Source organism: Palleronia abyssalis (genome assembly GCF_900302445.1).
In the GTDB taxonomy this organism is placed as follows: Bacteria; Pseudomonadota; Alphaproteobacteria; order Rhodobacterales; family Rhodobacteraceae; genus Palleronia; species Palleronia abyssalis.
In genome coordinates, this window is sequence record NZ_ONZF01000004.1 from 106,884 (window position 1) to 128,486 (window position 21,603).

General features: G+C 67.7%; 23 protein-coding genes. 8 read left to right on the top strand and 15 right to left on the bottom strand.

Annotation, left to right across the window (positions count from 1 at the left end; all coding sequences use genetic code 11):
• Positions 1-137: 137 nt before the first annotated feature.
• Genes nusB through PAA8504_RS22065 form a run of 4 tightly spaced genes read right to left on the bottom strand, consistent with a single transcriptional unit; the run spans position 138 to position 2,347 of the window.
• Positions 138-605 carry a transcription antitermination factor NusB gene (gene nusB / locus PAA8504_RS10730; protein ID WP_108894187.1) on the bottom strand — a complete coding sequence of 156 codons (468 nt, stop codon included), beginning with the start codon at positions 603-605 and terminating at the stop codon, positions 138-140.
• Between the two features lie 2 nt (positions 606-607).
• Positions 608-1,105 (bottom strand): 6,7-dimethyl-8-ribityllumazine synthase, encoded by a 498-nt coding sequence (locus tag PAA8504_RS10735; RefSeq protein ID WP_108894188.1) that lies wholly within the window; start codon positions 1,103-1,105, stop codon positions 608-610.
• Positions 1,105-2,208 carry a 3,4-dihydroxy-2-butanone-4-phosphate synthase gene (gene ribB / locus PAA8504_RS10740; protein ID WP_108894189.1) on the bottom strand — a complete coding sequence of 368 codons (1,104 nt, stop codon included), beginning with the start codon at positions 2,206-2,208 and terminating at the stop codon, positions 1,105-1,107. The genes PAA8504_RS10735 and ribB overlap by 1 nt, the downstream gene beginning before the upstream one ends.
• On the bottom strand, positions 2,198-2,347 hold the full coding sequence (locus PAA8504_RS22065) for a hypothetical protein (protein ID WP_181375764.1): 150 nt from the start codon (positions 2,345-2,347) through the stop codon (positions 2,198-2,200). Before PAA8504_RS22065 ends, ribB begins: the two co-directional genes overlap by 11 nt.
• Before the next feature lie 314 nt (positions 2,348-2,661).
• On the opposite strand from PAA8504_RS22065, the gene PAA8504_RS10745 reads away from it, so the two are divergent.
• Positions 2,662-3,504 carry a c-type cytochrome gene (locus PAA8504_RS10745; protein ID WP_108894190.1) on the top strand — a complete coding sequence of 281 codons (843 nt, stop codon included), beginning with the start codon at positions 2,662-2,664 and terminating at the stop codon, positions 3,502-3,504.
• On the opposite strand, the gene PAA8504_RS10750 is transcribed toward PAA8504_RS10745, so the two are convergent.
• Positions 3,501-3,908: a DUF3291 domain-containing protein gene (locus PAA8504_RS10750; RefSeq protein ID WP_108894191.1), complete on the bottom strand. Its 408-nt coding sequence runs from the start codon at positions 3,906-3,908 to the stop codon at positions 3,501-3,503. The two genes, PAA8504_RS10745 and PAA8504_RS10750, sit on opposite strands and share 4 nt — an antisense overlap.
• A 71-nt stretch (positions 3,909-3,979) precedes the next feature.
• A complete protein-coding gene (locus PAA8504_RS10755) occupies positions 3,980-4,582 on the bottom strand; it encodes a riboflavin synthase (protein ID WP_108894192.1) in 603 nt (200 codons plus the stop codon).
• 121 nt (positions 4,583-4,703) lie between these two features.
• Between PAA8504_RS10755 and PAA8504_RS10760 the strand changes: the two genes are divergently transcribed.
• The 3 genes from PAA8504_RS10760 to PAA8504_RS10770 all read left to right on the top strand — a co-directional run bounded on the left by PAA8504_RS10760 (position 4,704) and on the right by PAA8504_RS10770 (position 9,227).
• Positions 4,704-5,990 carry a capsule polysaccharide biogenesis protein gene (locus PAA8504_RS10760; protein WP_108894193.1) on the top strand — a complete coding sequence of 429 codons (1,287 nt, stop codon included), beginning with the start codon at positions 4,704-4,706 and terminating at the stop codon, positions 5,988-5,990.
• Between the two features lie 101 nt (positions 5,991-6,091).
• Positions 6,092-7,228 (top strand): polysaccharide biosynthesis/export family protein, encoded by a 1,137-nt coding sequence (locus tag PAA8504_RS10765; RefSeq protein ID WP_108894194.1) that lies wholly within the window; start codon positions 6,092-6,094, stop codon positions 7,226-7,228.
• Between the two features lie 4 nt (positions 7,229-7,232).
• Positions 7,233-9,227 carry a capsule polysaccharide biogenesis protein gene (locus tag PAA8504_RS10770; RefSeq protein ID WP_108894195.1) on the top strand — a complete coding sequence of 665 codons (1,995 nt, stop codon included), beginning with the start codon at positions 7,233-7,235 and terminating at the stop codon, positions 9,225-9,227.
• Here the strand turns inward: PAA8504_RS10770 and ribD are convergent.
• Together ribD and nrdR are read right to left on the bottom strand one after the other, a co-directional pair.
• A complete protein-coding gene (gene ribD, locus PAA8504_RS10775; protein WP_108894196.1) occupies positions 9,213-10,289 on the bottom strand; it encodes a bifunctional diaminohydroxyphosphoribosylaminopyrimidine deaminase/5-amino-6-(5-phosphoribosylamino)uracil reductase RibD in 1,077 nt (358 codons plus the stop codon). The genes PAA8504_RS10770 and ribD overlap by 15 nt on opposite strands.
• 14 nt (positions 10,290-10,303) lie before the next feature.
• On the bottom strand, positions 10,304-10,771 hold the full coding sequence (nrdR, locus tag PAA8504_RS10780; protein ID WP_108894197.1) for a transcriptional regulator NrdR: 468 nt from the start codon (positions 10,769-10,771) through the stop codon (positions 10,304-10,306).
• Between the two features lie 153 nt (positions 10,772-10,924).
• On the opposite strand from nrdR, the gene PAA8504_RS10785 reads away from it, so the two are divergent.
• A complete protein-coding gene (locus PAA8504_RS10785; protein ID WP_108894198.1) occupies positions 10,925-11,596 on the top strand; it encodes an SDR family oxidoreductase in 672 nt (223 codons plus the stop codon).
• On the opposite strand, the gene PAA8504_RS10790 is transcribed toward PAA8504_RS10785, so the two are convergent.
• The 6 genes from PAA8504_RS10790 to PAA8504_RS10815 all read right to left on the bottom strand — a co-directional run bounded on the left by PAA8504_RS10790 (position 11,580) and on the right by PAA8504_RS10815 (position 16,536).
• Complete coding sequence (locus tag PAA8504_RS10790; RefSeq protein WP_181375765.1) at positions 11,580-13,337, bottom strand: alpha-amylase family glycosyl hydrolase; 1,758 nt, start codon at positions 13,335-13,337, stop codon at positions 11,580-11,582. The two genes, PAA8504_RS10785 and PAA8504_RS10790, sit on opposite strands and share 17 nt — an antisense overlap.
• A gap of 51 nt (positions 13,338-13,388) precedes the next feature.
• Positions 13,389-13,802, bottom strand: coding sequence for a secondary thiamine-phosphate synthase enzyme YjbQ (locus PAA8504_RS10795; RefSeq protein WP_108894200.1), 414 nt, complete (start codon positions 13,800-13,802; stop codon positions 13,389-13,391).
• 72 nt (positions 13,803-13,874) lie between these two features.
• Positions 13,875-14,642: a meso-2,3-butanediol dehydrogenase gene (gene budC / locus PAA8504_RS10800; RefSeq protein ID WP_108894201.1), complete on the bottom strand. Its 768-nt coding sequence runs from the start codon at positions 14,640-14,642 to the stop codon at positions 13,875-13,877.
• 90 nt (positions 14,643-14,732) lie between these two features.
• The gene (msrB, locus tag PAA8504_RS10805) at positions 14,733-15,221 is read right to left on the bottom strand and encodes a peptide-methionine (R)-S-oxide reductase MsrB (protein ID WP_108894202.1); all 489 of its coding nucleotides are present in this window, start codon (positions 15,219-15,221) and stop codon (positions 14,733-14,735) included.
• Positions 15,222-15,306: 85 nt separating this feature from the next.
• Positions 15,307-16,008 carry an anti-sigma factor gene (locus PAA8504_RS10810; protein WP_108894203.1) on the bottom strand — a complete coding sequence of 234 codons (702 nt, stop codon included), beginning with the start codon at positions 16,006-16,008 and terminating at the stop codon, positions 15,307-15,309.
• A gap of 12 nt (positions 16,009-16,020) precedes the next feature.
• Entirely contained in the window at positions 16,021-16,536 is a 516-nt protein-coding gene (locus PAA8504_RS10815; protein WP_108894405.1) for a sigma-70 family RNA polymerase sigma factor, read from the bottom strand.
• 201 nt (positions 16,537-16,737) lie between these two features.
• On the opposite strand from PAA8504_RS10815, the gene cobS reads away from it, so the two are divergent.
• Positions 16,738-17,712: a cobaltochelatase subunit CobS gene (gene cobS, locus PAA8504_RS10820; protein WP_108894204.1), complete on the top strand. Its 975-nt coding sequence runs from the start codon at positions 16,738-16,740 to the stop codon at positions 17,710-17,712.
• Positions 17,712-18,338: a hypothetical protein gene (locus tag PAA8504_RS10825; RefSeq protein WP_108894205.1), complete on the top strand. Its 627-nt coding sequence runs from the start codon at positions 17,712-17,714 to the stop codon at positions 18,336-18,338. Before cobS ends, PAA8504_RS10825 begins: the two co-directional genes overlap by 1 nt.
• Before the next feature lie 274 nt (positions 18,339-18,612).
• Here PAA8504_RS10825 and PAA8504_RS10830 read toward each other — a convergent pair whose 3' ends face one another.
• The gene (locus PAA8504_RS10830) at positions 18,613-19,539 is read right to left on the bottom strand and encodes a hypothetical protein (protein WP_108894206.1); all 927 of its coding nucleotides are present in this window, start codon (positions 19,537-19,539) and stop codon (positions 18,613-18,615) included.
• Positions 19,540-19,675: 136 nt separating this feature from the next.
• Here PAA8504_RS10830 and cobT point away from each other — a divergent pair, with 136 nt between their 5' ends.
• Entirely contained in the window at positions 19,676-21,559 is a 1,884-nt protein-coding gene (gene cobT / locus PAA8504_RS10835; protein WP_108894207.1) for a cobaltochelatase subunit CobT, read from the top strand.
• Positions 21,560-21,603 lie beyond the last annotated feature (44 nt).

Below are 21,603 nucleotides of genomic sequence, written 5' to 3' on the forward strand. Positions count from 1 at the left end.
GCCGCAAAACGGGATCGTGAATGACCCGGTGCGCATCCCGGAGGACTACAGCTGCAAATTCACCCTTGCAAAAATACCCAATGGCACCCGCCACGCATTCTGAACCGCCGCCCGCGATTCAGCACCAGGGACCGCCATCAACGGCGGGCTTCGAACGCCTCGGGCTTGGCGGCACGGGCCATGTGGTCCAGCACCGCGTTGACGAATCGCGATTCCTTGCCCTCGGGGAAGAAGGCCTTGGCGACGTCCACGTATTCGGTGATGACGACCTTTGGCGGGGCAACGCCTTGCGACAGCTCTGCCCCGGCGGCGCGGAACAGCGCGCGCAGGACCGGGTCGATCCGGTCGATCGGCCATTTCGCCACCAGCGCGGCATGGGTCAGCTGGTCGATCCGGTTCTGCCACGACACCGCGTCGTCCAAAGTCTTGCGGAACAGGTCCAGATCGCCCTCGGCCATCTCGCCCTCGTCGTAGACAGCGCCGAAGCGGTGCGTCTCGAACTCGGCGCGCACGCGGTCGGCCGACGAATCGGACTGCTCCATCTGGAACAGGGCTTGCACGGCGTAAAGCCGCGCGGCCGAGCGCATCTGTTTCTTGTCGGTCATGGTCAGCCTTTGGGTTTGAACCCGATGCCCTTGGACAGGTTGCGCCATTTGCGCGACAGCGCGACCAGATGCAAGGCCGCTTCTGCCGCACCGCCGCCCTTGTCCTGCTCGCCCGCGCGCACGGCGGCCTGGTCATAATTTTCCACCGTCAGGATGCCGTTGCCAATGCAGGCCCCCGACAGGCCCAGCATCGTCAGCCCGCGCGAGCTATCGTTGCACACCGTTTCGTAATGCGACGTCTCGCCCCGGATGACGCAGCCCAGCGCCACGAACCCGTCGAACTCGGCCGTGCGGTGGGCGATGCCGATGGCGGTGGGGATTTCCAGCGCGCCGGGCACCTCGACCGTCTCGTGCGCCGCACCGACCGAGTCCAGCTTGGCCCGCGCGCCCTTCAGCAGGTCGTCGGCGATGTCGCGGTAATAGGGGGCGACGACGATCAGGACCTTCGGCGCCTCGTCGAATTCGGGCATCGGCGGGGAATAGTGGGATTGTCCGGCCATCAACCGATCTCCGATATCTTGCGCGTGTCCGCGATGGTCAGGCCGTAAGCGTCCAGACCGACGACCTTCGGTCTGGGGGAGTTGGTCAGCAGGATCAGATCCTTCAACCCCAGAGAGGACAGGATTTGCGCACCCAGCCCGTACTGCCGCAGCGTCTGGGGCGACACCTCGTCCTCGGCCACCAGCTTCATGGTCAGGTCGCGCAGCAGAACCAGCACGCCGCGCCCTTCCTCGGCGATGACCTCCATCGCCGCGCCGAACTCGCGCGCGCGGCCCGCGGGTCCCAGGCCCACGACGTCCAGAAGCGGGTCCATCGCATGCATTCTGACCAGCACCGGATCGTCGCCGGTGATGTCGCCCTTGATCAGCACGATATGCTCGGCGCCCTGCGTCTCGTCGTGGTAGATGCGCAAGGTCCACTCGCCCCCGAATTCCGAAGTGATCTGACGCTCGGACGTGGCGCGGACCAGGTTGTCGTTGCGCCTGCGATAGGCGATCAGGTCGCTGATTGTCCCGATCTTCAGCCCGTGCAGCTGTGCGAAGGACACCAGGTCCGGCAGGCGGGCCATCGACCCGTCCTCGTTCATGATCTCGCAGATCACGCCCGACGGGTTCAGTCCGGCCAACCGCGAGATGTCGACGGCCGCTTCGGTATGGCCGGCGCGCACCAGCACGCCGCCTTCGCGCGCACGCAGCGGGAACACGTGGCCCGGCGTCGCGATGTCGGACGCGGTCGTCGCGCTGTCGATGGCAACGGCCACCGTGCGCGCCCGGTCATGGGCGGAAATCCCGGTGCTGACCCCCTCGCGCGCCTCGATCGAGACGGTGAAGTTGGTCTCGTGCCGCGACGAGTTGTGCGAGGACATGAGTTGCAGGTCCAGCGCGTCGCAGCGCGCGCCCGTCAGCGACAGGCAGATCAGGCCGCGCCCTTCCTTGGCCATGAAGTTGATGGCGTCGGGGGTCGCCATCTGGGCCGGGATGACAAGATCGCCCTCGTTCTCGCGATCCTCGTGATCGACAAGAATGAACATCCGCCCGTTGCGGGCGTCCTTGATGATCTCCTCGATCGAGGACACGGCGTCGCGATAATCGTCATTTTTCATGGGGGCGGAAATAGCCGTCCACACGCCGGAACGCCAGAGGCGATGCGCCGCTGCCCCGGATCGCCCTGTCGCGGGCGCCGGGGGCGGCGAAATATCCATGAAGAACGGTCGGTGGCGCCACCTTGGACGCGAGTGTCATGGAAGGGGCGTCACCCCCTGCCCTGTCGTCTCACCGGTGAGAGGTCCGGGGACGGACGATCCGGATTGCCAGGCCCGAACCGCCCCCCATCGTCTCGCTGTATCGTCCGTCTGCGCGCAGGGCGGGATATGCCTTGGTACGGGTTTCTCCGCGGTGAACACAGCGCGCGGTGCCCGGGCCAAAAGCACGTTTCGAGGGGGGCGATCACGGCGCAGAAATATTACCCGGGGGGCCGGTATTCTGATATATTCGTATCGTTCCATGCCGTGGAATATATGTTCCCGCATTTTCGGGATCAGGGGGGGAGGACATTGATGAAACGCATATCTTTGGCGGCCGCGGCCGTTGCCGGTACGGCGGCATGCCTGTCGGCTGGATTGGCCACGGCCGATGTCGCGCGCGGTCAGTACCTTGTCGAGACGGTGATGGGCTGCGGCAACTGCCATACGCCACTGGGGCCGAACGGGTTCGAGATGGACGCGCAGTTCTCGGGCCGCGTGGTCGAGGACAGCGGCGCCTTCACCGCCGTTGCCGCCAACATCACGCCCGCCAGTCGCATCGCCGACTGGAGCGACGCCGAGCTGGCGCGGTCCATCCGCGAGGGCGTGCGGCCCGACGGGTCGATCATCGGTCCGCCGATGCCGTTCTCGGTCTATCGCGAGATCTCGGATGACGATCTGGCCTCGATCGTAGCGTTCCTGCGCACGGTCCCGGCGGTGGAAAACGACGCGGGTGAAAGCGAATATCGCATCCCTCTGCCGCCCAGCTACGGCCCGCCGGTGCAGGAGGTCAGCGCCCCCGATCCGGGCGTGACGGTGGAATACGGCGAATACCTAACCGCGCTGGCCCATTGCATGGAATGCCACAGCCCGATGACCCCCACCGGCCCCGATCTGGGCGCGGGACTGGGCACCGGCGGGTTCGAGTTCCACGGCCCCTGGGGCACCAGCATCGCGCCAAACATCACCAATGGCCCCGACGGGCTGGCGGACTATACCGAGGACGAGCTGAAGGCGATGATCACGCAAGGCATCCGCCCCGACGGCAGCCCGATGCTGCCGCCGATGCCCTATCCTTTCCTGGCGCAGATGACCGGCGACGATCTGGACGCGATCATCCTGTATCTGCGGTCGCTTCCGGGACAGGACGGCGCCTAGGGACGGCGGCGCGCCGGCGCGAAAGTCAGGCCCGCGTGATCCGGGCTGGGGTGGAGGACCTTCGATGGCCGCCCCTTGGCCCTCATGCGGCGATCGGCCTCGGTCCAGTCGGGCAGGATCTCCTCGTCTTGCGTCCAGTTCACAACGCTTGCCTCGTCGCACCAGCGCATCAGGCGCGGCAGCGCCCGGCCATGGGCGGCGGTGGTCATGAATCGGCGAATGTCCGCCTCGGACAGCCACAGGGTCATCGTCCAGAACGCCCGTCGGGCGTCTGCCAGCACCGTGCCGGCCAGATACCCGCCGGCCTGCATCGACTGGGTCCGCGACCGGGCGGTGTAAAATGCAAAGCCCGGCAGGAACCACGCCGAGCGCAGGCGCAGGCGAGTGATCGAGACGAAGGGCATCACAGCCTCCGGGGCAGCCTGCCACGACGATAGCCTAAGGCCACGCAGGGCGGCAGAAGAAATCGCCGCCCCTACCCCGCCTCGCGCAGCCGCGCGACGTAGCGGGCCATCGTGTCGACCTCCAGGTTGACCGCGTCCCCCTCGGCGGCGGTGCCCCAGGTGGTCACTTCCTTGGTGTGGGGGATCAGGTTCACGCCGAAGCGCGCGCCGTCGACCTCGTTCACCGTCAGGGACGTGCCGTTCAGCGCAACCGACCCTTTCTCGGCAATGAACTTCGCCAGGCTCTCGGGTGCCTCGAACGTGTACCGGGTGGAATCCCCCTCGTCGCGGACCGCCACGATCCGGGCCACCCCGTCCACGTGCCCCGAGACGATGTGCCCGCCCAACTCGTCGCCCACGCGCAGCGACCGCTCCAGGTTCAGCCGCTTGCCCACGGGCCAGCCCTCGGCGCCGACATTGGTACGCGACAGGGTCTCGGCGCTGATTTCCACGTCGAACCAGTTCCGCGGGTCCGTGCCGGTGGCGATGGCGGTCAGGCAGATGCCGTCGCACGCGATCGAGGCCCCCCGCGCGATCCCGTCCACGTCATACGAACAGCCGATCCGGGCGCGCATATCGCCGCGCATCTCGACCTCCAGAACCTCGCCCACATCCGAAACCAATCCCGTGAACATCGCGTGTCTCCCCTTGATCCCTCCCCACTTGGCCCGCCGCGGGCGCGGGGGCAAGCATGGGTCATGAAATTGCCCGAATGCGGTGGCATAGACGGGTGTGATCGATAAAGGCCCGTCCGTCATGCACGACCCCGCCACGCGCTGCTTCCTGTTCCTGCAAGGCCCCCACGGGCCTTTCTTCGGGCAGTTGGGGCAGATGCTGACGCGCGCCGGCGCGACCTGCTGGCGGGTGGGGTTCAACCAGGGCGACGCCGCATTCTGGCCGCAACGGTCCACATACATCCCCTTCACTGACGCACCAAAGGTCTGGCCGGACCGCTTTGCCGCGCTGCTGGGCGACAAGGGCGTCACCGATCTGGTCCTCTACGGCGACACGCGCCCCATCCATGCCGATGCCGTGCGCATCGCTCGCAGCCGCGGGATCGAGGTGCATGTGTTCGAGGAAGGATACCTGCGCCCTTACTGGGTCACTTACGAGCGTGGGGGATCGAACGGAAATTCCGCCCTGATGGAGATGAGCGTCGAGGGCATGAAGACCGCCCTCGCCGGGGCCGAGACGGAGCTTCCGCCAACCCCGGCCCATTGGGGCGACATGCGCCACCACGTCTTCTACGGCGCGCTTTACCACACATTCGTACTGCTGATGAACCGCGCCTATCGCAACTTTCGCCCCCACCGCGCGCTGACGGTACGGGAGGAGTTTCACCTCTATCTCAAGCGGCTGTTCCTGGCGCCCGCCTACTGGGCCGACCGCCGCATCGCCACGTGGCGCGTCAAGCGCGGGGGCTTTCCCTATCACCTGGCGCTTTTGCAGCTGGAGCATGACAGCAATTTCCAGATGCACTCGCCCTTCGACACCGGAGAGGCGTTCCTGAAGACCGTGATCGAAGGCTTCGCCACCGGCGCGCCCGCCCATCACCACCTGATCTTCAAGGCCCACCCCCTGGAAGACGGCCGCGTCGACCAGCGCCGTACGATCCGCGCCCTGGCACGTGCCCACGGTGTGGCCGACCGGGTCCACTATATCCGCGGCGGCAAGCTGGCGGGGCTTCTGGACCAGGCCCGATCCGCGGTCACGGTGAACTCGACCGCCGCGCAGCAGGTGCTGTGGCGCGGCCTGCCGCTGAAGGTGTTCGGCGAGGCGGTGTACGCCAAGCCCGAATTCGTCTCGACCCAGCCGCTGACCGACTTCTTCCGCCTGCCGGTCCGCCCTGATGCCCGCGCCTATCGCGACTATCGCCGTTATCTTCTGGAAACCAGCCAGATCGCCGGAAGCTATTATTCCGCCCCCGGGCGACGCCAGCTTCTGCGGCAGGTCACCGACATGATGCTGGCGCGGACCGACCCCTACGAGGCGTTGCGGCTGGGCTGCCCGGCCCCCCGGCGCTACCTCCATGTGGTGAATTAGCGACACCGGTCTATCGCCGCTGGATTTTTTGGCCGTCTTGGGTATTTTGAAAGAAAAAAATACCCGAGGCAGACAAAAAACAAGGTCGAGGAGACCGGGCAGTGATTTTCAAACATTCAGGGTGGGCGAAATCCGTCGCCCTGCTGGCCGCTTTCGCCGTCTTGAGCTCCTGCGGACTTCCCCGCGTGGGCCCCAACAAGCGCGAGATCTTCGCCGGCTCCGTCCAGCGTGAGGGCGACGCCTTCATCGTGTCGGTCAACCGGCGCGTCACAACCGCCACGGCGATCTATCCCGCGCTGGGGTTCACGCCCGCCTTCCTGGACGCAGGCGTCCTGGGCTCGGACACGATCCGCCCGGGCGACACGCTGGGCCTGACGATCTATGAGAACGTCGAGGACGGACTGCTGGTCCCCGAAGGCGCGCCCGCCACGGTTCTGAACGAGGTTCAGGTGGATGGCGACGGCTTCATCTTCGTCCCCTACGCGGGCCGCATCCGCGCCGCGGGCAACTCGCCCGAGGCGATCCGGCGCATCATCACGGAAGGTCTGGGCAGCCAGACCCCCGATCCGCAGGTCCTCGTCCGCCGGCTGGCGGGCGACGGGGCCACGGTATCGGTCGTCGGCGGGGTCGGCGGCTCGGGCGTCTACCCGATCGAACGTCCGACCCGCACGCTGTCGGCCATGCTGGCGCAGGCCGGGGGCCTCGCCATCCCGCAGGAGGTCGCGCAGGTCACGGTCGTGCGCGGCAACATGCGGGAAAAGGTCTGGTTCGAGGACATCTTCACCCACCCCCGCTATGACATTGCGCTGCGCGACGGCGACCGCATCCTGGTCGAACAGGACAGCCGTTCCTTCTCGGCGCTCGGCGCGACCGGCAGTCAGCAGCTTGTGGATTTCGAACGGCAGGTGATCTCGGCCATCGAGGCGATCGCTCTGGTGGGCGGCCTTTCGACCGCCATCGCAGACCCCACCGGCGTTTTCGTCTTCCGCAACGAGCCCGAGGAGATCGCCGAGGCCGTGTTGAACCGCAACGACATGGTGGGGCCGCAGCGCATGGTCTACGTGCTGGACCTGACCGAGCCTACGGGCATGTTCGAGGCGCGCGATTTCGCCATCCGCGACGGCGACACGGTCTACGTGACCGAGGCACCTTACGTCCAGTTCCAGAAGATCCTGGGCGCTCTGACGGGTGCGACCGGCGCGGCCTCGACGCTGGCCTCGACCGCTTCGAGCAACTGATCCCATGCCCCGCGTCCTGCGGGTCTATGCCGGGGGCTTCCTCAACCCCCGCCTGCGCCGGATCCTGACGCTTGCGGAGTGGTCGGTCCGCACCGGCCCAGTGCGGCCGGGCGATCACGTCGGCGTCTGGGGCAGGTCCCCCTACGCACGCCGCGGTGAATGGATGGCCGCCCGCAACGGGGCGCCGCTGGTTCGGATCGAGGATGCGTTTCTGAGGTCGCTCCATCCGGGGCGCACGGGCGCTCCGACGCTGGGTTTGCTGATCGACACGCGCGGCGTGCATTTCGACAGCGCCACGCCATCCGATCTGGAGCATCACCTGGCCACCGCGCCGCTGGACGACACCGCCAAGCTTGACCGGGCGCGGCATCTGGTGACACGGATGCAGCGCGCGCATCTGACGAAATACGCCGCCGTCGATCCCGCCCTGCCCCTCCCCGATCCCGGCTACGTGCTGGTGATCGACCAGACACGCGGCGATGCCTCGATCCGGCACGCGGGCGCGTCCGAGCAGACCTTCGCCGAGATGCTGGCCTTCGCGAGGATCGAGAATCCGGGTGCACGGATCGTCATCAAGACCCACCCGGAGACGGCCCAAGGTCTGCGCCCCGGTCATTACACCACCGCCGATCTGGACGCTCGGACCGCGCTGCTGGACGCCCCCGTCTCGCCCTGGGCGCTGCTGGAAGGTGCTGTTGCCGTCTATGCCGTCAGCTCGGGGCTGGGATTCGAGGCGATCCTCGCCGGGCACCGCCCCCGCATCTTCGGCCAGCCGTTCTATGGCGGCTGGGGCCTGACGCAGGACGAAAATCCGGTGCCGCGCCGCGAACGGCGGCTGACGCGCGCGCAACTGGTGGCGGCCGCGCTGATCGACATGCCGGTCTGGTACGACCCGTTCCGCGACCGCCTGTGCGAGGTTGAGGATGTCGTCGACCTGCTGGAGGCGCAGGCGCGCGCTTGGCGACAGGACCGGGCGGGGCATGTCGCGTCGGGCATGCGGCTCTGGAAGCGCGGGCCACTGCAACGGACATTCGGGCGCGAACGCCCCCTGATCTTCCGCGACGACCCCGCGGCGGCCAGCGCCAAGGCCGCACAGACGGGGCGCAGCCTGCTGGTCTGGGCAGGCAAGGAAACGCCCGCGCATGCCGCGCCCAGGGTGCTGCGGGTCGAGGACGGGTTCCTGCGCTCGCGCGGGCTGGGGGCCGCGCTGGTCCCGCCGTTGTCGCTGGTCTGCGACGATCTGGGCATCTACTACGACCCTTCGCGTCCCTCGCGGCTGGAGCATCTGATCGCCGCTGCCGCCGACCTGCCGGCGCCCGATCTGCGCCGGGCCGAACGGTTGGCGGGGCAGCTGATCGCGGCGGGGCTGACGAAATACAATGTGGGTGCGGGGACGGTGCCCGATCTGCCGAAGGGGCACCGGATCCTCGTCCCCGGACAGGTCGAGGACGACGCCTCGATCCGGCTGGGCGCGGGGGCGGTACGGACCAATGCGGCGCTGCTTGACGCGGCGCGCGCAGCCCATCCCGAGGCGGTGCTGATCTACAAGCCCCACCCGGATGTCGAGGCCGGTCTGCGCCCCGGGGCCATTCCGGGGGCGGCGGCGGACGTGATCCTGTCGGGCGTCGATCCTGCCGCGGTGTTACCGTTGGTCGATGCGGTCTGGACGATGACGTCGGCGCTGGGGTTCGAGGCGTTGATCCGCGGCATCCCTGTCACGACACTGGGAGCGCCGTTCTACGCGGGTTGGGGCCTGACGACCGATCTGGGTCCCGTGCCCGACCGCCGCCGCGCCCGCCCCGGCCTGCACGGACTGATCCACGCCGCGCTGATCGACTATCCGCGCTATACCGATCCTGTCACCGGCCTTCCCTGTCCTGCGGAAGTGATCGCCGAGCGTCTGGCGGCGGGCACCCTGCCCCGCCCCGGACCCGCGAACCGGCTGCTGTCCAAAGCGCAGGGCGAGCTGGCCAGCCGGGCGCATCTATGGCGCCGCTAGATCCCATTCGGCCAGCACGTCGCCCCCCAGCCGCCGCGTGCGCACCAGCCGGAAGCGCGGCGCCTCGGCCAGGACGTCCACGCCCAGCGCGCCCAGCGCCGGCTGTCCCTCCGCGCCCAACGCGACCCCGGCCGAGATCGTGACCAGCCGGTCCACCAACCCCGCCCCCAGAAGCGAGGCCGCGTAGCTGCCCCCCCCTTCGCAGAAGACCCGGGTGATGCCGCGCTCGCCCAAGGTGTGCAAAGTCCGCCCGGCATCCAGGAACCCCGAGGCGACCGGGACCGAAATGCACTCAGCCCCCCGCGCGCGCCACGCCTCGATCCGGGCGGGGGCCGCTTCCGACCCGTGCAGCAGCCACAGCGGCCCGTCGGTCACCGATGCAGCCAGCGCTCCGTACTCGGGCAGGTCCAGCTTACGCGCCGCGATGACGCGCACGGGCTGGCGGACCGCGCCCATGTCGCGGACCGTCAGGCGCGGATCATCGGCGCGCGCCGTGCCCGCGCCGACAAGAACCGCGTCGTGCGACATGCGCATTGCGTGGACAGCGCGCCGCGCGTCCGGCCCCGTGATCCACCGGCTTTCGCCGCTGGCCGTGGCGATCCGCCCGTCCAGCGATGTGGCCAGCTTCAGCGTCAGCATCGGCCGCGCGCGCAGCACCCGCGACAGGAACCCCGCCTGATCGCGCAGGGCGTCTTCGGCCAGAACCCCTGTCGCAACGTCGATCCCGGCCTCGCGCAGGATGGCATGGCCGCGCCCTGCGACACGGGGGTCGGGATCCTCGATCGCGGTGACGACGCGGGCCACACCGGCGGCGACCAACGCCTCGGCGCAGGGCGGCGTCTGCCCATGATGGGCGCAAGGTTCCAGCGTGACATAGGCCGTGGCGCCGTTCGCCAGATCGCCCGCCTGCGCCAGCGCAACCGTTTCGGCGTGGGGGCGGCCGCCCGGCTGGGTCCAGCCACGCCCGACGATGCGGCCGTCCCGGACCAGCACGCAGCCCACCGCGGGGTTCGGCCAGACACGGCCCAGCCCGCGCCGCCCCAGCGACAGGGCGTGCGCCATGTGGGCGGCGTCGCTCACTCCGTCGATTTTGCCAGGGGGCGCAGCTCGCTGACGAACTTGTCGAAGTCGTCGGCGGCCTGGAAGTTCTTGTAGACACTGGCGAAGCGCACGTAAGCCACCGTGTCGATCCGGGCGAGGGATTCCATCACAATCTCGCCGATGACCTTGGAGGGGATGTCGGTGTCGCCCATGCTTTCCAGCCGCCGCACGATGCCGCTGACCATCTGATCCACGCGCTCAGGCTCGACCGGGCGCTTCTGCATCGAGATACGGACCGAGCGTTCCAGCTTGTCGCGATCGAAATCCTCGCGCCGGCCGTTGGTCTTGACGACGACCAGATCGCGCAGCTGCACCCGTTCATACGTGGTGAACCGCCCCCCGCAGGCCGCGCAGAGGCGTCGGCGCCGGATCGCGACGTGATCCTCGGCCGGGCGGGAATCCTTCACCTGTGTTTCCACATTGCCGCAGAACGGACAGCGCATCGCGTTTCCCCTTGATCGCCTTGGGCCGGTGCCACCGACCATAGCCGCCGGCCCCAGCGATGGACAGTGCGAAACCGGGCGACCCCAGATGAAGGGGTGAACCGATGCAAGGCGGGCACGTTCCCTTGCCTGCATCAACCGACGGAGGCCAGAATGGCAAAGACGATCTTCATCACAGGCGCAAGTTCCGGGATCGGCGCGGCGACGGCGCGCAAGGCTGCCGCGGCGGGATGGAACGTGGCGCTGTTCGCACGCTCGGCCGAGAAGCTGGAGGCGCTGGCGGCCGAGATCGGCACCCAAGCGCTGGCCCTGACGGGCGACGCGACAAATCTGGGAGAGCTTGAGCACGCCGTCGCGCAGGCCGCGACCGAATTCGGCGGGCTGGATGCCGCCTTCGCCAATGCGGGCCGGGGCATGTCGAAGTCCGGCACGGTCGAGGGCGACGCGGACGACATCCGCAGCATGGTCGAGCTGAACGTGCTGGGGGTGCTGTGGACGGCGCGGGCAACGCTGCCTGAGCTGAAGAAGCGCAAGGGCACGCTGGTGCTGACCGGTTCGGCCGCGGGGCGCAAGCATATCGACGGGTCGATCTATGGCGCGACGAAGTGGTTCGTGCATGGATACGCGGGCAATATGGCCGAAGAGATGCGCGAATGGGGCGGCAGGTGCTGCGTCATCGCGCCCGGCATGGTCGACACGCCCTTCTTCGACGAGGCCAAGCCCGACAAATTGCACCCGGACGACGTGGCGGATGCCGTGCTGCACGCGATCGAGGCCGACCCCCGCGCGGCGGTTCGCGAAATCTACCTCATGCCTCAGAACTGACCTCTGCACCGGCCGCGCGCACGATCCCGAAGCCGTAGGGCGGCAGCTCCAGCCCGCCCGCGGCGATCTTGGTGGTCAGGCCCGGGCCTTCGATCGGCTCGCCGTCTTTCAGCCGGTCCGACGGCAGCGTCTGCGTCCGGTTCGAGAAATTGGCGACGCACAGATAGGTGTCGCCCCCGCCATAGCGGTCCCACAGGATCAGCGGGGCCAGATCGGGCGGATGGACCACCTCGCCCCCCCAGCGGATCAGGGGCTGGCCCTTCCGCCATTCAAGGAACTGCGGCAGGAACTGGATCGGGCTGTCGGGGTCGGCCCTCTGGTCCGCGACGTTCAGCGCGGCGTGTTCGGGCGGGACGCGCATCCACGGCTCGCCTTCGGTAAAGCCGCAATGGGGATCGTCGTCGGTCCAGGGCATGGGGGTGCGCGCGCCGTCGCGTCCCTCGAAATCGGGCCAGAAATTGATGCCCCAGGGATCGCGCAGATCCTCGAACCGAAGCTCGGGATGGGGCAGCGCAAGTTCCTCTCCCTGATAGAGGATGCCGCCACCTTTCAGGCAGAATTGCAGGAAGAACAACAGCTTCTGCGCCGCGACCTGTTCCTCGCGGGTGGTGGCGAAATCCATCAGGTCGCTGACCGCCCGCCGTGCGTCGTGGTTCGAGAACACGTTCATCATCCAGCCCGTGCGCAGAAACGCGCTGCGATAGGTCAGGATCTCGGTCAGGGGGCGCACCTCGCGCGGGCCGTTGATCAGGCTGAAATCATAGACCGCGTGCAAGCCTTCGTTGTGGATCGTGTACTTCTCGGACGTGCGGGCGCTGTCGGTATCGGCCAGCTCGCCGATCAGGGCGCGCTGGGGGGAATAACCGTCCACGGCGCGGCGCAGCTTTTCCACGATGGGAAAGGCCGCCGGCACGTCGCGGTCGTAGATATGCGCCTGGCGGCGGAACGGGTTCTGCCCGCCCCCGCCCAGGGGCGCGACCGGCCCGCGGCTGTCCTCGGGCGGGTTCGACCGCAGGTCAGGATCGCAGGCCAGGCACTGGATGGCGTCCAGCCGGAACCCGTCGACGCCGTGATCCAGCCAGAAGGTCATCGCGTCGATGATCGCGTCCAGAACCTCGGGGCGTTGCAGGTTCAGCGCGGGCTGGCAGGGCAGGAACGGGTGATAGTAGTATTGCGCGCGCCGCGGCTCCCACGTCCAGGCGGGGCCGCCGAACGAGCTGAGCCAGTTGTTGGGCGGACCGCCATCGGGGGCGGCGTCGGCCCAGATGTACCAGTCGCCGAACTCGCCCTTCGGATCGCCCCGGCTGGCGATGAACCACGGGTGTTCGTCCGAGGTGTGGCACGGGATCAGGTCCATCAGGATCTTCAGGCCCTTGCCATGCGCCGCGCCGACCAGCCGGTCCAGGTCGGCAATGTCGCCGTGGATCGGGTCGATGGACCGGAAATCGGTGATGTCGTATCCGAAATCCTTCTGCGGCGAGGGATAGATCGGGCTGAGCCACAGCCCGTCCACGCCCAGGTCCGCGATATGGTCGAGCTTGTCGCACACGCCCTTCAGATCGCCGATGCCGTCACCGTTCGAATCGCAGAAACTGCGCACATACACCTGATACAGTGCAGCGCCGCGCCACCATTCGCGGTGGCTCAGCGGCTCCAACGGTTCCTGCAACGCGGCCCGGGCCATGATCGTCTCGCGCGTCTGGCGCATCGTGGCCCGCCGACGGGAGTATATTTCGGTCATTTCGTTCATATCCTCATGGCCTTAACGGATCGACCGATCGGGGCGTTCCGCCTAGCCGCCCGAGAAATGCGCGGCGATGGACCGGGTGTGCGGGCGGTCGCGATGCTCCCATAGATATATGCCCTGCCACGTGCCCAGCGCCATCCGGCCGCCTTCCACCGGGATCGACAGCGACACCGGCAGATGCGCGGCCTTGATATGGGCGGGCATGTCGTCGGACCCCTCGGACCGGTGGCGCAGATACTCCATGTCGGGCGTGTCGGCCCGCGGGACCAGCCGGTCGATCCATGCCATGAGATCGCGCCGGACGTCCGGATCTGCGTTTTCCTGGATCAGCAGCGAGCAGGAGGTGTGCCGCACGAACAGCGTCAGAACGCCATCCGCGCGCGGCAGCCAACCCGCGACCTGATCGGTGAACTCCGTCAGGCCGGGGCCGTCCGTTTCGATCTCGAATTCGGTCATCATGGGGCGCCCTCCGTTTTCGGATCAATGGGCAGGCCGGGTCAGAGTTCCGGCCCGTAGGCGCCCCGCTGTCGATCAACCCGGCAAGGGCGGCTGGCCGTTCGACGCCATCAAGCCGCCGTCCACCGGGATCACCGCGCCGTTGACGAAGCTGGCATCGTCCGAAGCCAGGAAGGCCATGACCGACGCGATCTCCTCCGGCTCGCCGCCGCGGCCCATCGGGATGCGATCATACATCGCGTCCTTGAACGCCTCCTGATCCTCCATCGGGGCGGTCAGCCCGGTATGGGTGAAGCCGGGCGCCACCGCGTTCACGCGCAGCCCGTGGGTCCGGTAGTCCAGCGCACAGGCCCGCACGAGGTTCGAGATCGCCGCCTTCGACGTGTTGTAGGCGAACGCGTTCCAGTCCGCCCGCTCGCCCGAGACGGACGAGGTCGCGATGACGCAGCCCTTGGCCTTCGTCAGCGGCGCCCACGCGGATTTCATCGCCAGGTAGGTCGCGCCGATATTGTTCTTGAGCTGGCCGTCGAAATCGTCGACCGGCAGGCTGCCCATCGTGCCGGTCACGGCGATGCCGGCATTGGCGATCAGGATGTCGATCCCGCCGAAATTCTGCATCGCGGCCTCGACCATCGCACGGCTGGCCGCATCGTGGGCCAGATCGCCGGTGACGTGGACCGCCTTGCCCTCGGGCAGTTGGTCGACCTGGCTTTGCAGATCCGCGCCCTCGGCATCCGCCAGGACAACGTTGGCCCCTTCGTTGGCGAACCGCTTGGCGGCGGCCGCGCCGATCCCCGAGGCTGCGCCGGTGATCGCGACGGTCTTTCCTTCGAAACGTTGCATCGGTCTCTCCATGCTACTGGTTACACGACGGCCAATGCAAAACGCGGCGCATGTTTCCATACGCCGCGCGGTCAAGATCGAGGATCGCCCTTAGCCGACGACCGGCTGGCCGCTGCCTTCGGGGCGGAAGACCAGCGCGATGCCGTTCAGGCAATGGCGCAGTCCCGTGGGCTTTGGGCCGTCCTCGAAAACGTGGCCCAAGTGAGATCCGCAATTAGTGCAATGCACCTCGGTCCGGGTGGTGAAGAAGCCGCGGTCGGGCTTGGTGCCCACCGCATTGTCCAGAGGCGCCCAGAACGACGGCCACCCTGTGCCGGACTTGAACTTGGTGTCCGAGGGGTACAGCGCCTGATCGCAGCCCTTGCAGTGATAGGTGCCCGCCTCGTACAGCGGATTGAGCTGCGAGGAATGGGCCTTCTCGGTCCCCATGTCGCGCATCACGTCATACTCGGCATCGGTCAGCAGCTGGCGCCATTCCGCCTCGGTTCGGGTGAAAGGATGTGACCCCTCGTGCGCCCAAGGCATAGTCGGAAGGACCAGCGCTGCGGAACTGGCAGTCAGGAAGGTGCGACGGTTCATACGGACCCCACTAGTGTCAGACATGCGGAATATAACACGCCCGCCCGCGAAATCGCCCGGGACTGGCAACATCGTGAAGTGGGCGTCAAACCTCGCCCACCTCGCCCGCGGCCAGAACGTCGCCCGTCGGCAGCCCCGTGGGCGACCCGCCCGGCGGCTCGTCCGAGATCGCCAGGATCCCGCCCGCGATCTGCTGGCCCAGGGGGGCGGGCACCGCGATCCGGGCGGTGGTGTCCTCGGGCAGGACGCCCAGCGACACCGGATCCGCGTCGCCCGCGATCAGCCATAGTTGCAACACCCGGCCCGCGGCGGCCGCGCCGCTTTGCCGTTCCACCAGCAAGGTGTCGTCACGCGGGTCGAACCGGGCCTGCACAAGAAGGTCCGATTGCTCTCCCGCCAGCTCGGCCGCGTAGAAGGGCCCGGAATAGGGCGGCTGAACCGGCGGCAGGACGGCGATCAGGATGACCACGGCTGCCAGCGCCCCGAACGCCATACCCACCGCCCCGCCGAACCAGCGCATGATCCCGCGGCCCTGCGTCGCGCCACGGGACGGCCGCGCCTGGGCGCTGACGGCCTCTGCCAGCCGCGCGCGGAGTCCGGCGGGCGGGGCGACGGGGGCCACGTCGTCGGCCAGCTGCGCCAGATGCTCGGTCCAGTCAGCCACAAGCGCCCGAAAGCCCCCGTCGACGGCCAGACGATCCTCGGCCGCGCGCCGTTCGTCTTCGGGCAGAAGGTGCAGGACATATTCGGCGGCCAGGCCGGCGTCCTCCTCGTCATTTTCCGCCATCGTCGTTCCCCTTCAGCCGTCCAGGCATTCGCGCAGCTTCTGCAGGCTGCGCCTCAGCCAGGTCCGCATCGTGTTCAGCGGCACGTCGAACCGGGCGGCGAGGGTCTGATACGTCTCGCCGTCCAGATACGCACCCCGCACCGCCGCCGCGCGATCGTCGTCCAGTGTCCCCAGGCAGCGCACGACCTCGCGCGCCTCCGACGCCGCGACCGCCTGTGCCTCGGGGCCGGGGGCCGCATCCTGCAGCCGGTCCAGCGCCTCGCCCCCCTCGGCCGGGGTCTTGCGCGCCCGCAGCCGGTCGATCGCCGCGTTCCGGGCGATGGTGATCAGCCACGTCATCGGGCTGAGGCCGTTCACATTGTAGCGGCCGGCGTTCTTCCAGACCTTGATGAAGACATCCTGAAGGACGTCCTCGCTCTCGCCCCGGTCTTTCAACACACGCAGACACACGCCGAACAGTTTCGCGCTGGTGGCATCGTAGAGGTCCAGAAAGGCGGCGCGATCCTCACCGGCGATGCGGGCGATCATGCCCTCGATATCTGCGCGCGTCGTCGCCAAGGCCGGCCCCCTCACGGTCGTTCGCGGCGGATCCTACCGATCCCGATCCCGGGGGCCAGCGATAATACGGGTTGGACTTGCGGGACTGGCGCATATGTTGCACTTCGACGCGCGATGCGCATGGACGCGGAAAGCCCCGGCAGGTCGCGGGGAAGACAAGGAATGACAGACATGGCCGACGGAAGCCTCGACATCAGCGCGACGCCGACCCGCGAGATCTCGGTGCGCGACACCTTCGGATTGGACACCGACATGGTGGTGCACGGCTTCGCCGAACCATCCGAACGTGTGCCGGCACTGGATCCCACCTATCAGTTCGACACCGACACCACCTTGGCGATCCTCGCGGGATACGAACACAACCGCCGCGTGATGATCCAAGGCTATCACGGCACGGGCAAATCGACGCATATCGAACAGGTCGCCGCCCGGCTGAACTGGCCCTGCGTGCGTGTGAACCTCGACAGTCACATCAGCCGCATCGACCTGATCGGCAAGGACGCGATCAAGCTGAAGAACGGCGTGCAGGTCACCGAATTCCAGGAAGGCATCCTGCCCTGGGCGCTACGCAACCCCACCGCCATCGTCTTCGACGAATACGACGCGGGCCGCGCGGACGTGATGTTCGTGATTCAGCGCGTGCTGGAAGTTGACGGCAAGCTGACGCTGCTGGACCAGAACGAGGTCATCCACCCCCATCCGTTCTTCCGCCTCTTCGCCACGTCGAACACGGTGGGCCTGGGCGACACGACTGGCCTGTACCACGGCACCCAGCAGATCAACCAGGGCCAGATGGACCGCTGGTCGCTGGTCGCGACGCTGAACTATCTGCCGCACGAGGCCGAGAAGGCCATCGTCGCGTCGAAGCTGGAGGGGTTCGACGAGAAGACGATCGGCCAGATGGTCACCGTCGCACAGCTGACCCGCACGGCCTTCATGAACGGCGAGCTTTCCACGGTCATGAGCCCCCGGACTGTGATCGCCTGGGCGCAGAACGCCGAGATCTTCGGCAATATCGGCTATGCCTTCCGCCTGTCGTTCCTGAACAAGTGCGACGAGCTGGAGCGCGAGACCGTGGCCGAATTCTACCAGCGCTGCTTCGACGAGGAACTGCCCGAAAGCGCGGCCTCGGTCAGCTTGGGCTGATGGGTCCCGCCAGCCGCGTTCTGCCCCTCGTCGCGATGCTGGCACTGGCCGGCCCCGCGGCGGCACAAGACCTGACGGCGGCGGAACGCGATGTCCTGCCCCGCGTGCTGGACGTCGTGCAGGCCGACATCTTCCCGGACACGCCCGGCCTGGAAACCATCCTGCTACTGCATGACGAGGGCGAAAGCGCCGCCGATCTGGTGGTGCTGGACAGAACGCAGCGCACCGCGCTGCTCGTGGCGCGCGGGGTGGTCTTCTCCGGCGGGATGGGCGGCCAAAGCCCCTCGCTTTCGGCCCTTCCGAACGGATCTCTGGCGCTCGACAGCCAGCAAATCGGCATCGGCCGCACCCCGTGGGAGCAACGCCTGACCCTGGCCTTCCGCGACGGCGCGCTGCGGGTCGCCGGGCTGACCTATACCGCCTGGGACCGTCTTTCGACCGCCTCGGCGACGTGCGACGTCAATCTTCTGGGCGGCGGGTGGACCACCGCATGGACCGGCGAAGCAGGCGCGGATCACACGGCCGATGGCACCGATGCCACGGGCGCGGTGCCATTGGACGACTGGGACATGTTTGCCCTGCCGACCCCGTGCGAGACCGCTTTGCGCGATGCGGGGATGCGGTAGCGCACGCCACCTTCAGCCTCCCTTTACCCCGCTCGTGGCACATCCCGCCCTGCGCGCAATTGGAAGACCATACGAGAACGGGAGGGGCCGTCCGGCTTGGCAATCGGACCGCCCTGACATGCTCTCACCGGTGAGACGACGGCCGGGGGTGACGCCCCGTCCCATCCCTCGTGACCCAAGGCGGGCCCGCCCCTTCTTCCGGCACATCACCGCAGACACGAAAAAGCCCGGCGCCGAGGGACGGCACCGGGCCTGAAATCACGTGCGCCGGGCCTTACTGCTGGCTGCCGCGCATGATCTGGTCGATGAACGCCTCGGGGCTGACGCCGGGCGGCAGGACGATGACCGACCCGCCGGAGCGTTGCGCCGACCCGCTCGGGCCTTGGTTACCCGTGGCGCTAGAGCCCTGATTCCCCACGGACTGATCGGGCGCGCTGCTGCCTCCGGACTGCGACTGGCGCATCTGATGCATCCGTTGCATGACCTGCTGGCGGGCGTCCGAGACACCGCTCAGGTAGCCTTGCCGGTATCCCCGCTCATAGATCTGCTGGGCGAAGCCTTCGATATCCAGCATCACGGTCTGCCCCGCATTCTCGCCCGTCATACCGGGCATCTGCCCTGCCTGTGAAGATTGCATGTCCATATCCGACATCGCCTCATCCGCCGACTGGCTGGACATGTCGGTGCCGCCGGATTGCCCGGTGCTGACGCTGGAATTGCCCGTGCCGGAGGTGTCCGAGGCGCTGGTCGATCCGTCCTCGTTCGCCGACATGCCGACCTCGCCGTCCGGGGCCTCGGTATCGCGGGGCGTGTTGCCTTGGGCGGACCCTGTCGTGCCGGCTCCCGTAGTCTGATTGGTGCCGTCAGTCTCGGGTGCCGCGGAATCGTCCACAGCATCGGTCAGATCGCTTGCGCCATCCTGTCCGGTGGTCGCCAAGGGGATATCGCCCTCGGGCGGTTCTATGTCGCCGGGCGTGTTGCCCTGGGACGATCCGGTGGTGCCGGCCCCTTGGGTCTGGTTCGTGCCGTCGGTCTGCGGCGCCTCGGCGTCGTTCACGGCATCGGTCAGATCGCTGCCCGATTGCTGCGACATGTCCGCACCGCTGGTGTCGGACTGATCCTGCGCCATGGCGTGCGGCGCGGAAAAAGACAGAAGCGCGACCAGTGCGGTCGTGCCTCGAAACTTGTTAAGAACGTGCATCTTCTCTCTCCCAAAGTCGAAAAAAGACGCGGCCACGTCACATCTCCAACAGGGATCGGGGCAAATTGTTTCAGGTTCTTTCAACAAGTGCAGGGTTGCGATTGTGCCTGCCCGCAAGGCGACTAGATTGCACCCCATGAAGAAGCCCGAAGACAACCCCGCCGATCCGTTCAAGAAGGCCCTGGCCGAGGCGACGCGCACGATCGCCAACGATTCCGAGATGGGCGTGACCTATACGGTCGACCCCTCCGGCATATCGAACGACGGGCTGCGGCTGCCGCAGATCAGCCGTCGCATGACCCGCGACGAGGTGATGCTGGCGCGCGGTACCGCCGACAGCTTCGCCCTGCGCCGCCGCTTCCACGACGCCCCGACGCACAACCGCTATGCCCCCCAGGGCGACATGGCGCGCGAGATCTTCGAGGCGATGGAACATGCCCGGTGCGAGGCGATGGGCGCACGCGCCATGCCCGGCACCGCCAAGAACATCGACACCAAGATCGAGGCCGAGGCGGCGCGCAAGGGCTACAAATCGCTGGTGGCCAAGGAAGAGGCACCGCTGTCGGTCGCCGCGGGCTACTTGGTGCGGCAGATGGCGACCGGGCGCGACCTGCCCGAGGGCGCGGACAACGTCGCCCGCCTGTGGCGCGAACATTTCGAACAGCAGGCCGGCACCACGCTGGAGGAGTTGCAGGAAGCGCTGTCGGACCAGACCCGCTTCAGCCGCATGGCGCGGCAGGTGATCGACGACCTGGGCTTCGGCGACCAGCTGGGCGACGACCCCGACGGCGGCGATGACGACGACCAGGGCGACGACGCCGAGGCCGAACCCGAGGATCAGGATCAGCCCGACGAAAGCGGCGGCGATCAGGACGACGAGGGCGACGACCAAGACGCCGCCCCCGACCAGAGCCAGGAGACCCAGCAGGACGAACAGCAGGCCCAGGTCTCGGCCGACGACATGGCCGACGCCTCGGAGGGCGAGGAGACGGACATGCCCGAGGGGGACGAGGCGATGGACCCGCCGCCCCCGCCGCCCGTGTCGGACGCCGACATCAACTATCGCGTCTACAGCCAGGCCCATGACGAGATCATCCGCGCCGAGGATTTGGCCGAACCGGCCGAGTTGGAACGCCTGCGCGCCTATCTCGACAAGCAGCTGGAACCTCTGAAAGGCGCTGTGTCGCGGCTGGCCAACAAGCTGCAACGACGGTTGCAGGCCAAGCAGAACCGGTCTTGGGAGTTCGACCGCGAGGAAGGCATCCTCGACGCCGGGCGTCTGGCCCGCGTGGTCGCCAGCCCCACCACGCCCCTGTCCTACAAGGTCGAAAAGGACACCGAATTTCGCGATACGGTGGTCACGATACTTCTCGACAACTCAGGCTCCATGCGCGGGCGCCCGATCTCGATCGCGGCGATCTGCGCGGATGTGCTGTCCCAGACGCTGGAACGGTGCGACGTCAAGACCGAGATCCTGGGCTTCACCACCCGCGCCTGGAAGGGCGGTCAGGCGCGCGAGAAATGGCTGGCCGACGGCCGCCCGCAGCTTCCCGGGCGGCTGAACGACCTGCGTCACATCGTCTACAAATCCGCCGACGCCCCCTGGCGCCGGGCGCGCACCAACCTGGGCCTGATGATGAAAGAAGGCCTGCTGAAGGAGAATATCGACGGCGAGGCTCTGGAATGGGCCTACAAGCGCACAGTGGGCCGGCCCGAGCAGCGCAAGATCCTGATGGTGATCTCGGACGGCGCGCCGGTGGACGATTCCACGTTGTCGGTGAACCCCGCGAACTACCTCGAAAAGCACCTGCGCGACGTGATCGCCATGGTCGAACGCCGCAAAGGGGTCGAGCTTTGCGCCATCGGGATCGGCCATGACGTGACCCGATACTACGACCGCGCGGTCACCATCACCGATGCCGAGCAGCTTGCCGGCGCGATAACCGACCAGCTGGCCGCCCTGTTCGAGGTCGACAAACGCAAGCGTGACCGCTGGATGGGCCGCCGCCGCGTCGCCTGACACCCAGATTTTCGGACCGGACATCTGCGGTCCGCCCAATCGGA

What these genes read in the sequence shown, in the direction of transcription:
- nusB (WP_108894187.1), bottom strand. Translation starts at nt 605, where the DNA reads ATGACCGACAAGAAACAGATGCGCTCGGCCGCGCGGCTTTACGCCGTG.
- PAA8504_RS10735 (WP_108894188.1), bottom strand. Translation starts at nt 1,105, where the DNA reads ATGGCCGGACAATCCCACTATTCCCCGCCGATGCCCGAATTCGACGAG.
- ribB (WP_108894189.1), bottom strand. Translation starts at nt 2,208, where the DNA reads ATGAAAAATGACGATTATCGCGACGCCGTGTCCTCGATCGAGGAGATC.
- PAA8504_RS22065 (WP_181375764.1), bottom strand. Translation starts at nt 2,347, where the DNA reads ATGACACTCGCGTCCAAGGTGGCGCCACCGACCGTTCTTCATGGATAT.
- PAA8504_RS10745 (WP_108894190.1), top strand. Translation starts at nt 2,662, where the DNA reads ATGAAACGCATATCTTTGGCGGCCGCGGCCGTTGCCGGTACGGCGGCA.
- PAA8504_RS10750 (WP_108894191.1), bottom strand. Translation starts at nt 3,908, where the DNA reads ATGCCCTTCGTCTCGATCACTCGCCTGCGCCTGCGCTCGGCGTGGTTC.
- PAA8504_RS10755 (WP_108894192.1), bottom strand. Translation starts at nt 4,582, where the DNA reads ATGTTCACGGGATTGGTTTCGGATGTGGGCGAGGTTCTGGAGGTCGAG.
- PAA8504_RS10760 (WP_108894193.1), top strand. Translation starts at nt 4,704, where the DNA reads ATGCACGACCCCGCCACGCGCTGCTTCCTGTTCCTGCAAGGCCCCCAC.
- PAA8504_RS10770 (WP_108894195.1), top strand. Translation starts at nt 7,233, where the DNA reads ATGCCCCGCGTCCTGCGGGTCTATGCCGGGGGCTTCCTCAACCCCCGC.
- ribD (WP_108894196.1), bottom strand. Translation starts at nt 10,289, where the DNA reads ATGGCGCACGCCCTGTCGCTGGGGCGGCGCGGGCTGGGCCGTGTCTGG.
- nrdR (WP_108894197.1), bottom strand. Translation starts at nt 10,771, where the DNA reads ATGCGCTGTCCGTTCTGCGGCAATGTGGAAACACAGGTGAAGGATTCC.
- PAA8504_RS10785 (WP_108894198.1), top strand. Translation starts at nt 10,925, where the DNA reads ATGGCAAAGACGATCTTCATCACAGGCGCAAGTTCCGGGATCGGCGCG.
- PAA8504_RS10790 (WP_181375765.1), bottom strand. Translation starts at nt 13,337, where the DNA reads ATGACCGAAATATACTCCCGTCGGCGGGCCACGATGCGCCAGACGCGC.
- PAA8504_RS10795 (WP_108894200.1), bottom strand. Translation starts at nt 13,802, where the DNA reads ATGATGACCGAATTCGAGATCGAAACGGACGGCCCCGGCCTGACGGAG.
- budC (WP_108894201.1), bottom strand. Translation starts at nt 14,642, where the DNA reads ATGCAACGTTTCGAAGGAAAGACCGTCGCGATCACCGGCGCAGCCTCG.
- msrB (WP_108894202.1), bottom strand. Translation starts at nt 15,221, where the DNA reads ATGAACCGTCGCACCTTCCTGACTGCCAGTTCCGCAGCGCTGGTCCTT.
- PAA8504_RS10810 (WP_108894203.1), bottom strand. Translation starts at nt 16,008, where the DNA reads ATGGCGGAAAATGACGAGGAGGACGCCGGCCTGGCCGCCGAATATGTC.
- PAA8504_RS10815 (WP_108894405.1), bottom strand. Translation starts at nt 16,536, where the DNA reads ATGATCGCCCGCATCGCCGGTGAGGATCGCGCCGCCTTTCTGGACCTC.
- cobS (WP_108894204.1), top strand. Translation starts at nt 16,738, where the DNA reads ATGGCCGACGGAAGCCTCGACATCAGCGCGACGCCGACCCGCGAGATC.
- PAA8504_RS10825 (WP_108894205.1), top strand. Translation starts at nt 17,712, where the DNA reads ATGGGTCCCGCCAGCCGCGTTCTGCCCCTCGTCGCGATGCTGGCACTG.
- PAA8504_RS10830 (WP_108894206.1), bottom strand. Translation starts at nt 19,539, where the DNA reads ATGCACGTTCTTAACAAGTTTCGAGGCACGACCGCACTGGTCGCGCTT.
- cobT (WP_108894207.1), top strand. Translation starts at nt 19,676, where the DNA reads ATGAAGAAGCCCGAAGACAACCCCGCCGATCCGTTCAAGAAGGCCCTG.